Annotated in this window: 15 protein-coding genes; 8 read left to right on the top strand and 7 right to left on the bottom strand. The window is 40.2% G+C overall.

Annotation, left to right across the window (positions count from 1 at the left end; all coding sequences use genetic code 11):
• Positions 1 to 52 precede the first annotated feature (52 nt).
• From N521_RS10045 to N521_RS10025, 5 genes are all read left to right on the top strand, one after another.
• Entirely contained in the window at positions 53 to 1189 is a 1137-nt protein-coding gene (locus N521_RS10045) for a sensor histidine kinase (protein ID WP_035391140.1), read from the top strand.
• Entirely contained in the window at positions 1186 to 1785 is a 600-nt protein-coding gene (locus tag N521_RS10040; RefSeq protein WP_035391139.1) for a response regulator transcription factor, read from the top strand. Before N521_RS10045 ends, N521_RS10040 begins: the two co-directional genes overlap by 4 nt.
• 190 nt (positions 1786 to 1975) lie before the next feature.
• A complete protein-coding gene (locus N521_RS10035) occupies positions 1976 to 2896 on the top strand; it encodes an iron-hydroxamate ABC transporter substrate-binding protein (protein ID WP_035391137.1) in 921 nt (306 codons plus the stop codon).
• Positions 2897 to 3005: 109 nt separating this feature from the next.
• The gene (locus N521_RS10030; protein ID WP_025207787.1) at positions 3006 to 3695 is read left to right on the top strand and encodes a response regulator transcription factor; all 690 of its coding nucleotides are present in this window, start codon (positions 3006 to 3008) and stop codon (positions 3693 to 3695) included.
• A complete protein-coding gene (locus tag N521_RS10025) occupies positions 3695 to 4699 on the top strand; it encodes a sensor histidine kinase (RefSeq protein WP_035391136.1) in 1005 nt (334 codons plus the stop codon). The genes N521_RS10030 and N521_RS10025 overlap by 1 nt, the downstream gene beginning before the upstream one ends.
• Positions 4700 to 4773: 74 nt before the next feature.
• Here N521_RS10025 and N521_RS10020 read toward each other — a convergent pair whose 3' ends face one another.
• Together N521_RS10020 and N521_RS10015 are read right to left on the bottom strand one after the other, a co-directional pair.
• A complete protein-coding gene (locus N521_RS10020; RefSeq protein ID WP_035391133.1) occupies positions 4774 to 6018 on the bottom strand; it encodes an FtsW/RodA/SpoVE family cell cycle protein in 1245 nt (414 codons plus the stop codon).
• Positions 6009 to 6353 carry a PadR family transcriptional regulator gene (locus tag N521_RS10015; protein ID WP_035391131.1) on the bottom strand — a complete coding sequence of 115 codons (345 nt, stop codon included), beginning with the start codon at positions 6351 to 6353 and terminating at the stop codon, positions 6009 to 6011. Before N521_RS10015 ends, N521_RS10020 begins: the two co-directional genes overlap by 10 nt.
• Positions 6354 to 6651: 298 nt before the next feature.
• Here N521_RS10015 and N521_RS10010 point away from each other — a divergent pair, with 298 nt between their 5' ends.
• Together N521_RS10010 and N521_RS10005 are read left to right on the top strand one after the other, a co-directional pair.
• Positions 6652 to 7413: an ABC transporter ATP-binding protein gene (locus tag N521_RS10010; protein ID WP_007501759.1), complete on the top strand. Its 762-nt coding sequence runs from the start codon at positions 6652 to 6654 to the stop codon at positions 7411 to 7413.
• On the top strand, positions 7403 to 9340 hold the full coding sequence (locus N521_RS10005; protein WP_035391128.1) for an ABC transporter permease: 1938 nt from the start codon (positions 7403 to 7405) through the stop codon (positions 9338 to 9340). Before N521_RS10010 ends, N521_RS10005 begins: the two co-directional genes overlap by 11 nt.
• A 39-nt stretch (positions 9341 to 9379) precedes the next feature.
• On the opposite strand, the gene N521_RS10000 is transcribed toward N521_RS10005, so the two are convergent.
• Positions 9380 to 10732: an amidohydrolase family protein gene (locus tag N521_RS10000; protein WP_035391126.1), complete on the bottom strand. Its 1353-nt coding sequence runs from the start codon at positions 10730 to 10732 to the stop codon at positions 9380 to 9382.
• 105 nt (positions 10733 to 10837) lie between these two features.
• Entirely contained in the window at positions 10838 to 11425 is a 588-nt protein-coding gene (locus N521_RS09995) for an NAD(P)H-dependent oxidoreductase (RefSeq protein ID WP_035391124.1), read from the bottom strand.
• 118 nt (positions 11426 to 11543) lie between these two features.
• On the opposite strand from N521_RS09995, the gene N521_RS09990 reads away from it, so the two are divergent.
• Positions 11544 to 11975, top strand: coding sequence for a MarR family winged helix-turn-helix transcriptional regulator (locus tag N521_RS09990; protein WP_035391122.1), 432 nt, complete (start codon positions 11544 to 11546; stop codon positions 11973 to 11975).
• Positions 11976 to 12027: 52 nt separating this feature from the next.
• On the opposite strand, the gene N521_RS19675 is transcribed toward N521_RS09990, so the two are convergent.
• From N521_RS19675 to mbcS, 3 genes are all read right to left on the bottom strand, one after another.
• Entirely contained in the window at positions 12028 to 12204 is a 177-nt protein-coding gene (locus tag N521_RS19675) for a hypothetical protein (protein ID WP_197025616.1), read from the bottom strand.
• 228 nt (positions 12205 to 12432) lie between these two features.
• On the bottom strand, positions 12433 to 13047 hold the full coding sequence (locus N521_RS09985) for a LysE/ArgO family amino acid transporter (protein ID WP_025207793.1): 615 nt from the start codon (positions 13045 to 13047) through the stop codon (positions 12433 to 12435).
• Between the two features lie 136 nt (positions 13048 to 13183).
• On the bottom strand, positions 13184 to 14764 hold the full coding sequence (mbcS, locus tag N521_RS09980) for an acyl-CoA synthetase MbcS (RefSeq protein ID WP_025207794.1): 1581 nt from the start codon (positions 14762 to 14764) through the stop codon (positions 13184 to 13186).
• Positions 14765 to 14885 lie beyond the last annotated feature (121 nt).

The following is a 14885-nucleotide window of genomic DNA, read 5'->3' as shown; positions in this document are numbered from 1 at the left end:
AATTTGATAAAGTAGTGAAAAAGACTGAAAAAATGAAAAAGGTGAATCACGGATGAAAAAACAACTGAAAATTCAAAAACTGCATGGGATTTCCCCATATATTTGGGCGATTTTTTTCATCCTGCCCTTTTATTTTATCTTTAAGACCCCTTCGACTTTAGGCATTGTGATCGGCATTATTTTAAACGTCGTCTTTTTTGCGGTCTACCGTTTTGCCTTTGTCTCAAAGGGCTGGTCGTTATATGTATTCGGCCTTGTATTAATCGCCATTTCAACTGGTTATGTGATGCTCTACAGCTACATTTATTTTGCTTTTTGTATCGCCTATTTCAACGGGCATATCAAAAGAAAAGTCCCTTTCTATATCTTATACTATATTCATCTAGGGAGCGCCGCCGTAGCAGTGAACTTTAGCTTGATTTTAAAAAAGGGATGGTTTCTCACACAAATTCCGTTTGTCGTAATTACACTGATCAGCGCCATCCTCCTCCCTCTTAGCATTCGAAGCAGGAAGGAACGTGAACGGCTAGAAGAGAAATTAGAATATGCCAATGAACGGATCGCCGATCTTGTCAAACTTGAAGAAAGACAGCGAATTGCTCGCGATCTGCATGACACACTTGGACAAAAACTCTCTCTCATTGGATTAAAGAGTGACCTTGCCCGTAAACTCGTGTATAAAGACCCTGAACAGGCTCGTGCCGAACTAAAGAGTGTCCAGCAGACAGCTAGAACGTCTCTAAATGAAGTGCGGAAAATTGTTTCTTCCATGAAAGGCATTCGGATCAAAGATGAAATATTGAACATCAAGCAAATCCTTGAAGCCGCGGATATTGACATGATTTATGATGAAAAGGAAGCGCCGAAACACATCTCTCTTCTTAACGAAAACATTGTGAGCATGTGCATCAAAGAGGCCGTGACGAATGTCGTCAAGCATAGCGACGCCACTGTCTGTCAAATCACGATTCATCAAAAGTCAAAGGAAGCTGTCATTACAGTTGAGGATAACGGCACATTTAAAGGCAGTCATCCATCCTCTCAAACGAAGGGACATGGCCTTGCAGGGATTAGAGAAAGATTGGAATTTGCAAATGGACGCCTGCACATTGAGACAAAAAACGGGACGAAGCTGATCATGAGCATTCCAAATGATTCAGCAGCGAAAGATAAGGAGGAAATAAAATGATTAACATCTTTATCGCAGAGGATCAGCAAATGCTGCTCGGTGCTCTTGGATCGCTTCTCGATTTAGAAGACGATATGACGGTTGTTGGAAAAGGCACAAACGGCCAGGACGCCATAGATTTTGCTAAAAAACACCCGGTCGACATTTGTTTAATGGATATTGAGATGCCAGGAAAATCTGGGCTCGATGCCGCTGAAGAACTCAAAAAGTCTGATGTGAAGATCATCATTTTAACTACCTTTGCCCGTTCTGGCTATTTTCAAAGAGCGCTGAAAGCTGGCGTTAGCGGTTACATGCTGAAAGACAGCCCAAGCGAGGATTTGGCAAGTGCCATCCGCAGCGTGATGAAAGGGAAAAAGGTGTACGCCCCTGAATTAATGGAAGACTTGTATAGCGACGAAAATCCTTTAACTGAACGAGAAAAGTCGGTTCTAGAACTCGTCGCAGACGGAAAAAACACAAAAGAAATCGCCAAGGAACTCAGCATAAAAAGCGGCACTGTCCGAAACTACATATCCGTTATTTTAGATAAACTAGAAGTCAAAAACCGAATTGAGGCCATTACTCGTTCCAAAGAAAAAGGCTGGTTTAAATAAGAAAAAAGATCAGGTCATACACTGCCTTGATCTTTTTTTCTTTCTATCAGAATTCCTCTATCCACAGCTAAAATATCATTGACAACAAACCTCACATCTATGGTATGATATCTGAGTGATAATAATTATCATTATCACTCATACAACCAAATACACGGCTTATGTGCCGATTTCAAAGGAGTCTACATTCATGAAGAAAATATTGTTCCCTCTGATGCTCATCTTCGTACTTGCGTTGAGCGCATGTGGCAATAGCAACAACTCTTCCTCAAATAAAGGAAAAAATCAATCAACGTCAGACACGATTACATATCAATCTGAAAATGGACCTGTGAAGCTGCCAGCAAATCCAAAACGTGTTGTTGTTCTCGCCTCTTATACAGGAAATGTCTTGTCACTTGGTGTGAACCTTGTGGGTGTTGACTCTTGGTCAAAAAAGAACCCACGTTTCAAAAAGAAATTAAAAAATGTGGAAGAAGTATCCGATGAAAATGTGGAAAAAATCATGAAGCTAAAGCCTGATGTCATCATCGGTTTAAGCGGTGCAAAAAATGTAGAAAAACTGAAAAAAATCGCCCCAACTGTTTTATTCACGTATAACAAAGTCGATTACCTTCAGCAGCATATTGAAATTGGAAAAGTCTTAAACAAAGAAAAAGAAGCAGAAGCATGGGTCAAGGATTTCAAAAAACGCGCAGCTGAAACTGGCAAAGAAATCAAAGCAAAAATTGGTGAAGATGCAACCGTATCTGTCTTTGAAAGCGGCACAAAAGACCTTTACGTCTTTGGAGATGCATGGGGTCGCGGAACAGAAATCCTCTACCAAGCAATGAAACTAAAAATGCCTGAAAAAGTAAAAGAAAAAGCATTAAAAGCTGGTTATTATGCGGTATCACAAGAGGTCATCCCTGAATTTGCCGGAGACTATATGATCATTAGCAAAAACAGCGAAATGGACAATTCCTATCAAAACAGTGAAATCTATAAGTCCATTCCTGCTGTGAAAAAACATCGTGTGTATGAAGCAAATGCGGAAGAGTTTTACTTTAATGACCCGCTCACACTTGAATATCAATTATCATTCTTTAAAAAGCACTTTTTAGGTAAATAAACCGAAGCAAGGGATCTCTTCCCTTGCTTTTTTACTGTCTGCTTCTAGCGGGAGTGCCTGTTTTCCGCTACAATGATGTACAAGTAATTCAAAAAGTGTGGTGCTCGTTTTGTTTAAAATTTTGCTGATTGAGGATGATACAACCCTCTTCCAAGAAATCAAAGAACGTTTAGTCAACTGGTCTTATGATGTGTATGGGATCAACAATTTTCAACAGGTCATGCAGGAGTTCACTTCCATCCAGCCTGATTTAGTCATTATTGATATTCAGCTACCAAAGTACGATGGCTTTCATTGGTGCCGGATGATTCGGCATCATTCTAATGTGCCCATCATCTTTCTTTCCTCTCGTGATCATCCTGCTGATATGGTCATGTCGATGCAGCTTGGAGCTGATGATTTTGTACAAAAGCCCTTTCACTTTGACGTTCTCATCGCCAAAGTAAGTGCTGTTCTTCGCCGAGTCCATGATTATAATGCGGAACCAGCCAACTTAAAAGTCTGGTGCGGCGCTACCCTTGACCTCGAAAATAATACAGTGACAAATGAAAACGGTGAGATTGAATTAACAAAAAATGAGTTTTTTATTCTAAAAGAATTAATTCAGCATAAAAACCATATCGTCAAAAGGGAATCACTCATCCAAGCTTTATGGGACGATGAACGATTCGTGAGTGACAATACACTCACTGTAAACGTCAACCGCCTTAGAAAAAAACTAGACGAAATCTCCCTTGGCGCCTTCATTGAAACAAAGGTGGGTCAAGGTTATCTTGCAAAAGAAAAGGATGATCAATGATGCTGCAAGCATTTCTAAAAGAACGAAGAAGCTGGATCTTGTTCTTTCTTAGTTTGCAGCTTCTCATTCTCTTTGTTGCATATTTGGATACAACGATTCCACTCGCTTCTCTTTTTTATATCGTGCTTTTGTCTACATTACTCTTCATTGTTTTTCTTTTTTTTCGTTACCGGAAAGAAACTGCTTATTACATGCAACTGAAAGAATGGGATGAAAATATAGACCATCAAATGCGTCTCAAACCCTCTTCCCCCTTTGAACAAATTGTACAGGAGGCAGCGTCAGAGCAAATCGACCGATACCGCCAGATGACGACTAAGCAAAAGACTGCGCTGGAAGAAGAAAAAGATGAACTGCTCTCATGGATACATGAGGTGAAAACGCCGCTCACGGCGATGCACTTAATGATTGACCGCATAACAGAACAGCCGCTCAAATCAAATATGACATATGAATGGCTTAGAATACATTTACTCCTTGATGCACAGCTGCATCAAAGCAGGATCCAACATATTGAAAATGATTTATTTATTGAAAAACTGGATCTCCAAAACATGCTAACGAAAGAAATCAAAGCGCTCCAATCGTGGTGTATGCAAAAAGGAATTGGCTTTGACCTTTTATTAGAAGAGCGAGATGTATTAAGTGATACAAAATGGTTATCCTTTATGATCAGACAAGTGCTGACAAACGCCGTCAAGTACAGCCAATCATCTGACATTATCATCGAAAGCAAACAAATGAACGAACAAGTGGTGCTCACCATCACAGATCAAGGCAGAGGAATTGACCCAAGAGACGTGTCCCGTATTTTTGAAAAAGGCTTTACCTCCACAAGACATCACAATGACACGGCCTCCACAGGCATGGGGCTCTATTTAACAAAAAAGGGAGCTGACGCTCTTCATATCACGATCGAGGTCAACTCCACATTAGATCAAGGGACAACTTTCACCTTGATCTTTCCGAAAAAGAATGATTTTGTGCATATTGCTAGCATGTGAACATGCAGTTCAAGAAACCCAATCTCTTCATCCAACGAAGCATTGAAGAGATTGGGTGATTTTATACAGCCATATCACGCTACTTCACGGCATATTTCTCCTAGCTGTTTCCTTCTATAAATACTCATTAGCAGCCCGACTGACATCATTTCTAGAAGAATATGAGATCCCCCATAGCTCATAAAAGGCATGGAAACTCCTGATATAGGCAATAATCCAAAGTTTGTGAAAATACTTAAGATAAATTTTGCTGCAAATGTGGTTGCCAAACCAATCATTAATATTTTGCCATAAGCAGATTGAACTCGTTTCGCTGTATGAACTACTCTATAAATCAAAGTCACAAACAACATAAGAACGGCCAATCCTGCAAACCATCCGAATGAATAAATGATATACGTCAACATCCAATCAGTGTGAACATCATACAATGCGTACGGATTTATCTGAAAACCATTTGAGCTAAATTCATGAAGTGAGTATTGGTAAAAGTGGGACATATCAGCTTGATACAGAGAAAATAATTGAACAATGAGATAGACAATACCTGCTGCTGTAAACGGAATAAGCTGTCTCATTCTTGCATGAGATACATACATCATCGTTATGCATATGATCATAAAGGTGATGGTTGCAGAAAGAGATCCGACTATATGTAATAAAATAATGGGTAAAGTGACAATCGCTAACCCTAGCCAGGACTTGAAACCTTTCTCCCAATTCCAAGATTGATAAATGCCAGCTAACGAAATAATCATCAGAAATGGAAAAATTTCAGTCAGATTGATCGATCCATTATTTAAGCTTAAAAAGAGAATACCGTTCACTCTTGTCCCAATCATCATTGTAAGAATCAGCATTCCAATCGTTCCTATGTATAAATGCCATGAATAGGGTAAAAAGCGCCGATAATCAAAAGCAAACAGTCCAAGCATCAACGCAAGACCAAATACATAGTAAATGAGACTTTTATAAAAGATATTCGTGTCTTGAAAATGAAGTAAATGAGAATGAAACTGAAAATAATACATTACAAACAGCCCAAATAAACAAGTAGCTAATACAAGAAGTATCGTTTTAAAGTCAACTTGAGTTTTGTGTGTTTCATGAAGCTGCATTCCGAGTATGGCTGCATCTCCAATTTGATCGAGCGCTTGATCTACCGCCTCTTCTTCTGACATGCCCGCACTGACCGCTTCCTCTTTCAGCGTGTATAAATGATCACGAAGCTCAAGCTTTATACTTGCATGTACGTCTTTATTTTTGATTCGTTTACACACATTTTTGATATATTGTTCAAACTTTTTCTCTAGTCCCATACGACTTTCTCCCCGTTCAAAACGCCATCTACTGCATCTTTAAACACAGTCCATTCTTCTTTCTTTTCCTTCATAAACGCTTTGCCTTGTTCATTAATCCGATAATACTTCCTTTTTCGATTGCCATTCCCTTCGCCCCAGTAAGACACAATAAATCCTTTCCCCTCCAAAGTGTGCAAAATAGGATATATCGTCCCCTCTTTAAAGCTAAAAATCCCTTCGGATTTCGACTCCAATTCCTTAATCATTTCATATCCATACATCGGCTTTTCATTTAACAAGCTTAAAATAAGGGTAGCTGTACTCCCCTTTAGAAGCTCTTTACTCACTTTCATCCATGGTCACCCCTAATACATAGATTTACTATGCATATATTTGATATGCATATCTTACATGAAATCAAATACTCTGTAAAGGTTCATCAGAAAAAAACAAGAAATTTGATACATCATAGCGAAAAACAGATAAAATAATTGAATAACAATCTGAATTCTACATAAGGCTTTGACATATGAAACAAGCATGTGACAACAATGTCACATGCTCGTCTGTTTTGTTCGCCAAATCGCAGGAAGTCTGATCGGCTTCTTTTTATACTAGAGATATCAATTAAATAAAAAAGGGGTTCGACAGATGAACATTTTAGAAGCTCGCAAGTTATATAAAAGCTATGGAAATAAATTCAATAAACAAGAGGTGCTGAAAGGCATTGATTTGACGATAGAAGCTGGAGAATTTGTCAGCATCATGGGGCCATCAGGCTCGGGGAAAACGACCCTTTTGAACGTATTGTCATCGATTGATCATGTGTCCAGCGGATCGATTCGGATCGCGGATGCAGAAATGACGCAAATGAAAGATCAGCAGCTCGCTGAATTTAGAAAGAAACAGCTTGGCTTTGTTTTTCAGGATTACAACTTACTTGATACACTCACGGTTAAAGAGAACATCCTCTTGCCATTATCCATCTCCAAAACGCCTAAAAAAGAAGCTTTTGAACGCTTTCAACAGCTTGCAGAGGATATGGGGATTTATGAACTACGAGACAAATATCCAAATGAACTGTCTGGTGGACAAAAGCAACGGACATCTGCGGTACGTGCCTTTATTCATGAACCAAGCCTCATTTTTGCTGATGAACCAACTGGAGCACTTGATTCCAAATCTGCGTCTGACTTACTGAACAAGCTGCAAGAATTCAATCACAAGCGCAAAGCAACCATTGTCATGGTGACGCATGACCCTGTTGCAGCCAGTTATTCAAGACGAGTGATTTTTATCAAAGATGGACAGATCTATACACAATTGAATAAAGGCGCATTAGAGAGAAAGATGTTTTTCGAGGATATTATGAAAACGCAAGGTGTTTTAGGCGGTGTGAAGCATGAACATTAATCAGCTCGTCTTCCGCAATCTGAAGAAAAACTTAAAAAATTACTATTTATACGTGTTTGCACTCGTATTTAGTGTGGCGCTCTATTTTTCCTTTGTCACCTTGCAGTATTCACCAGCACTTGATGATGTAAAGGGGTCCATTAAGGGCGGTGCGTCGATTAAAGCCGCTTCAGTACTACTCATTGCCATTGTTGGAATCTTCCTGTTATATGCGAACAGCATTTTTATTAAACGAAGAGGGAGAGAAATAGGTCTCCTGCAGCTCATTGGCATGACGAAACAAAAAATTGCCAAACTACTCAATGCAGAAAACTTTATCCTATACGTGGTCTCCATGGCTATTGGTATCATAGCTGGATTTATCGGTTCAAAACTCATGCTGATGGTGCTATTTAAAGTAACCGGCGTGAACGCCATCGCCAACCTGCATTTTTCAGGCATGGCCCTTTTGCAGACACTGATCGTCTTTTTCGTCATCTATGGATTAATTATGTTAAGAAATCGATGGTTTATTAATAGACAGACGATTTTATCTTTATTTAGAACCACGTCTTCTACAGAACAGCGTGTGAAAAAAATCTCTGTGTTTGAAATCATCATTGGGGTTCTAGGCATTGCATTCATCAGCTCAGGCTATTATATTTCTTCTCAGCTTTTTACCGGCACATATACGTCCATGCTTGCGTTACTTTTAGCGATGATTTATATTCTAGCCTCTGTCATTATCGGTACCTTTCTTTTCTATAAAGGCTCTGTTTCGTTCATTGCCAATATCGTACGCAAACGAAAAAATGGCTATCTCGCCATTCATGAAGTCCTGTCTCTGTCATCTATTATGTTCCGGTTAAAATCAAACGCACTGCTTTTAACGATTATTACAACGGTATCTGCGCTTGCCATCGGGTTGTTATCTTTAAGCTACATTTCCTATTACTCAGCAGAAAAAACCGCTGAACAACAGATCCCTTCACATTTCGTCATGGGATCTGAGAAAGAAGCCAACACCTTCACTCGTGCACTTTCTGACAAACATATTGCGTATGAAACAAAGCAGTTCAAGGTCATTCAAGCGAAGTTTGACGCAAAAAAGATCATGGATTCAGAGATTAAAAATATGAATAATGATCCAGGCGTCTTAACTCTACCTGTGATCAGTGAGAAAAACGCACCAAATATTCATGTGAAAAGCAACGAAGTCACCTTAAGCGGCTACAGTGATTTATTGAAGAAATTCATGCCGATTCAAAGTTCAGGTGATGTGAAACTACTTATTAAGAAACCCCTTGATTTAAAGGTCATTGATATGAAGAAAGATTACCTCATTTCTTACAACTTCACGTTTGGTGGTCTACCTGTTGCTGTCGTCAGTCAAAGTGTCTTTGAGCAGCTTGACCAGCAGAAAGATCCTAAACTTCAGATTGAGAATAATCAATATCACGCAGTCAATATAAAAGATGATCAAAACCTTGAACAAGCGAATGATGTGTTTACTTCTTTAAAACTAGGTGACAACAGCATGTCTCAATTGGCTACCACTCAGCAACAAAAACAAACCATCGGACTGATGATGTTTATAGTCGGATTTTTAGGTCTCAGCTTCCTTGTCACATCAGGCTGTATTTTATACTTTAAGCAGATGAATGAAAGTGAAGAAGAACAAAGCTCTTACACGATCTTGCGTAAGCTTGGTTTTACTGAGAAGGATCTATTAAAAGGTATTCGGCTCAAACAGCTATTTAACTTTGGGATTCCGCTCGTTGTCGGGTTGCTTCACAGCTACTTTGCAGTACAGTCAGGCTGGTTTTTCTTCGGCGGTGAACTGTGGACACCAATGCTCATCGTCATGTCGATTTATACGGTGCTATATTCTATCTTCGGATTCCTATCTGTCCAGTATTACAAAAAAGTCATTAAAGAATCCTTGTAATCTCATCCCCATAGGCAGCTGCCTATGGGGATTGTTTGTTTATGATGGCGTTGATTCAAACTTGTGCGATAAAATATGATCTCTTGCCGCATAAGCTTTTTGTTTGACCTCTTCTAAGTTCACTCCAACTAGCTTCCCATTTTGTTTCACTGCTTTTCCAGCCACATAGACAGAATCAACATTTGAAGGGTGTGCCGTTTGAACAACTGCCCCAGCTGGATCTGTCATCGGAAGAAGATTCATGCTTGTCCGGTCGATCAAGATAAAATCAGCTTCTTTTCCAGGTGTGAGTGAGCCGATTTTGTCATCAAGCTTCAAGGCACGAGCCCCGTTTATAGTGGCTGCTTCAAGCATTTGCTGTGCAGACAATCCAAGTTCAGGCCCTGGCATCGTCCCTTCCATCAATAAAGATTGATTTTGAATCGCTCGTTCCGCCTGTAGTCCGAATTTCATTTGAGCAAACAAATCTCCGCCTGTCGCTGTCACCACATCTACACCAAGCGTTGGCAGAACGCCATTTTCAATGGCGAGCCCTGTGACAGGATATCCGTGTCCCATCATCATTTCAATCTCAGGTGTAATCGAGATGGAGCTTCCGCTGTCAGCTAACATCTTCATTTGATCTGCATCAATTGCATTGATATGCACCATATTCAAATCAGGCCCGAGCAGCCCTGCTTGATGAAGCCGCTCAATCGATCGATCCGCCGCTCCCCAATTTCCAAAGCCAATGTGCATACTGCATAATGCATCTAGTGATCTCGCTGTTTCAATTTCAAAGACGGTCGTCTCCCATGAAGAAAATTCAGGTCCACGAATGGCAAGTCCCATCGTCAACAGCTGATCCGATGATTGAAAATGTTTTTGTTTCACGCGGGCTGCGTCTTCCATATTCGTGAGCGTACTCTCTCTGTCCCAATACGCTGCATCTCCAGAGGTACCAAAACCAAAGACCGCTCGAATACCCGCATCTTTTAAACCTCCAATGAGTTCTTCTGTATGATCCATAGAATTGATCATCGTCCAGTCGAAAAACGTGGTCACTCCTGCATCTAATGCCTCTAATGCGCCTAAATAATTAGCAATTCGATCATCTGATGGACGTCTCATCGCCCCATAGTTGCCATAATAAATTTTGCTCAAATACGTTTGCAAAGACCAATCTGTTCCGATCCCCCGTATGACGGACTGCCACACATGACGATGGGTATCCACAAGCCCTGGCATGATGACCATGTCAGACGCATCCACAACATCAGCACCGCTTGCTTCAATCGAAGGTCCGACTTCTACAATATGTGCCCCTTCAATTAATAGATCTCCCTTCTCCAGAAAACCTAAAGATGGATCAAGTGTGATAAGAGCCGCATCTTTAAACAATGTTTTCTTCATCCATATCCCCCTTTTCAAATAAAGAGAATGAGTCACTCACTCTCTCTGTCATTTTAAGACATAACAGGTTCAAATTAGAAGAAAAGTGACTCAAGGAATGTGGTTTTATGAGCTGATATTCCGAAAATAGTTGTATATCCGTTTTAATTTCACGTCATGCTTCCCTTTTGGACTTTCCATCATGCCAAATTCAAAGAACTTCACCGGTTTAATCCCGACATATTGTAAAAGAGCTCGTTTCATTAAGATTTTGTGGGCATTTTGCAAAAAGAAGAAAGGATAGTGGGTCGGTCCTTGCATTGTCGAAACACAAACAGCCCTCTTTCCTTTTAACAAGCCTTCTGGAAGCAGCCCGCCTGTTTGACGATAAGCAAAATTCGCTGCAAACATGCGATCAATAAAACCAAGCAGCATGGCTGGCGGCCGCCCCCACCAAATCGGATAAACAAACACGATGTTGTCTGCCCATTTGATTTTCTCTTGATATTCTTGAATATCAGGGTCCTTATGCATATCACGTCTTTTTTTCTCTTCATTAAAAATAAGTACAGGATCAAATTTGTCTTGGTATAAATCGATGATTCTCACTTCTTGAACGTTTGGATTTTCTTCACTGCCCTTTAGGATTTCTTTAAAAAAAGCACCATTTAAACTATTGTGATGAGGGTGAGTATAAATAATGAGTACATTCATGGCTCGGCTCCTTTAGTTATCATTTGATAACCAAGAGCATACACCCCTCTTTTTTAGTTGTCAAATGATAATTGTTTTTTGATAATAAATTTGGTATGGTACGTAGGAGGTGAAAATGATGAAAAACCCCCATTTTTTCAAAGAGTTTGTCACATTTGCTTCTACTTTTTCTGAGCTGAAACATGCTATGATGAGCAAGATCAAACCATCTGATCTAACCACTCTACAATATTTGATTCTGGAGCAGTTAGCCGTCAGTGAGCCGCTAACACCTAGCGAAATCGCCGATTGTCAGCACATGTCTCTTCCGAATGTCAGCAGAGAATTGAAAAAGCTTCACGAAAAACAATTCATTGATAGACAAGAAGATAAAGATGACAAGCGAAAACATGTCATTATGCTGTCTAAAAAAGGCCGCGAGTGTATGGACAAAGCATTTCAACAAATTGAATCCATGCTCATGGACAGCCTTTCTTCCTCTGACCGAAATCAAATGGATGATATCGTACAAGCTCTCCGTCTATTAAATCAAACCATCTTCAAAAAATGATCGAATGAAAAAAGCATGAGCGTATCGCTCATGCAGATCATTTTAGAAAACGTTAGTGAAGAGATGCTAAAAGATACGTGATGAAACCTACTATTGGAATAATCGGGATCATCAGCTTCAATGTTTTATTCGTATTCTTATATAAATTCCACAACAAGACTGGTACACCAAACGTCAATGTATCAAAGGCAGCAAGCACTGCCCCTTTACGCTGTTCTTTATGAGCCATTTGAAAACCTCCACATCCAATAAAATACATTTTTATAGTGTAGCATACATTCTATTTTGATCATTTCCTCCAGGTAATTGAATCGTCAGTATGTCTGAGATAAATGAACGGGGTGTAACTGATGCTTGCCCCGAGACAGTAGACAACAAAAAAACGCCGGATGTTTTCCATCCAACGCTTCTTCAAATGACATGTTCAACATCACGTCTCTTTTGCTCTATGTATCCTTTATCCAATAAGCTGATAGGCGATATATAATGCAACCAGCCAGATCATGACCGCAGAGGCTTTATTGATCCGGTTCATCCACTTGCCGTTTGTATCTAGCTTTCCTAACATTTTCCCGAGAAGGGCAAGCCCCATAAACCATAACCACGAGACGATGATACAGGCTGCGGTAAATGCCACCTTTTCCGCCCCATGATATTGAAGAGAGTTCGTTCCTATCACTCCTATTGTATCGAGAATCGCGTGAGGATTTAAAAGTGAAACGGAACAGGCAAATATGATTTGTTTTCTCACAGGCATCAGGTCTATCGTTTCTTGATTACCTGTTGCGGAGCTCGTGTTCCAAACCGACCAACCCATATAAAGTAAAAAGAAAAATCCAATGATAAAAAGACCCATTTGCAAGATAGGAATGGTGAGTACAACAACCGAAACCCCAATGACAGCTAAAGTAATTAAAAGTGTGTCGCAGAGAGCAGCTGTAATGACCACAGGCAGTACGCGATATAATCGAGGCTGAAGGGCTCCTTGCTGAAATACAAATACATTTTGTGCGCCCAAAGGTAAAATAAGACCAAAGGCAAGCACAATCCCATGAATTATCGCAATCGACATTTTCAGAACATTCTCCTTTTCAAGTCATCCTTACACATTTTAACATAAAACATCATGAACGAATTTTACATATTTGATTTGTCCAATAAAAAAAGCGCTGGATGATTTTCCATCCAGACGCTTATTGTTTCTACTGTTATGATGATTTTCGTGCAAGCTCTCTTTCTCTCAGCTCAACACGTCGAATTTTCGCTGACGGAGTTTTTGGTAGCTCGTCAATGAATTCGATTTCTCTTGGATATTTGTACGGTGCTGTTGTATTTTTCACGTGTGTTTGCAGTTCTTTAATCAGCTCATCGCTTTGTGCAGATGCATCACGCAAGACGACGTATGCTTTCACGATTGATCCTCTGATTTCATCTGGACTTGCCACAACCGCACATTCTTTCACTGCTGGGTGTTTAATCAGTGCATCTTCGACTTCAAATGGACCAATTGTATAACCTGAGCTGACGATGATGTCATCCCTGCGGCTTTCAAACCAAAAATACCCGTCTTCATCTTTTTTCGCACGGTCACCGGTAATAAAGTAATCCCCTCGGCGCTGCGCCTTTGTACGCTCTGCATCTTTGTAGTATTCCTTGAATAAAGCCGGCGTTTCAAGATGAACGGCAATGTCACCTATTTCTCCTGGAGCACAGATCTGGCCATTCTCATCAATGATCTCTACTTCATTGCCAGGTGTTGGTTTGCCCATGCTGCCTGGCTTGATGTCCATTCCTTTCAGCACCCCGACTAGCAGCGTGCTTTCTGTTTGCCCGTAACCATCTCGCACTTCGATATCGAAATGTTTTTTGAACGTATCAATGACTTCACGGTTGAGCGGCTCTCCCGCAGAAACAGCACTATGCAATTTGGGTAGCTCGTACTGACTGAGGTCATCCACTTTTGCCATAAATCGATATTCTGTTGGTGTACAGCATAGAACATTGATTTCATTTTTTTGAAGCAGCTCTAAGTACGTATTCGGATTAAATTTCCCTCCATAAACAAAACCTTCTGCTCCACTTCCTAAAACAGATAAGAGAGGACTCCACACCCATTTTTGCCAGCCTGGTCCTGCTGTTGCCCATACTTTATCCCCTTCATTAATGGAGAGCCATGCTTTGGCCGCAGTACGTAAATGTGCATACGCCCAGCCGTGTGTATGAACAACCCCTTTTGGGTTACCTGTTGTGCCTGATGTATAAGAGAGAAACGCCATGTCTGTACGTGTTGTGTCTGCCAATTTCAACTCGCTTGACTGCTCTTCCTTTTGCGCAACAATGTTTGTCCAGCCATGATCATTCTCACCAATCGAGAATGTTTTGAAATCTTTTGGCTGGTTGGTTCCTTCAAACGATTGAATGAATGATGCGTAAACAATCGCTCCTTTTGCTTCTGCATGTTCAATTCGGTAATCTATATCTTTAGCGCGAAGCATTTCTGAACAAGGAATTACAACCATTCCTGTTTTTAAAATGGCTAAATAAATGCTGTATGCCTCTAGCATACGAGGCACCATCACAATGATTTTATCGCCTTTTTTAAAGCCTGCATTTAATAGAACATGACCAATTTTATTCGCCTCTTCCACTAATGCTGCATATGTCACATGTGCTTCATGGCCATTTCCGTCCTGCCAGTGCAGGGCGATTTTCTCCTGGTCATGACTGAACGCTTCAATCTCACTGACTAAGTTATATTGTTCTGGTGCAATTAAGTCTTCTCTTTTCATGGTACAGCTCCTTTTAGCCTCTTTCTATGAAACGAATCATGTTTCAATTTACCTATTCTAACACTCATAACTGAAAAATGCTTGAATTAGGACCTACTCCTAGTATTATGCCATAATTTTT

The sequence above is a fragment of the Bacillus sp. UNC125MFCrub1.1 genome (assembly GCF_000701305.1).
Taxonomy (GTDB): Bacteria; Bacillota; Bacilli; order Bacillales; family Bacillaceae; genus Bacillus; species Bacillus altitudinis.
This window is presented reverse-complemented; position numbering and strand designations above follow the sequence as displayed.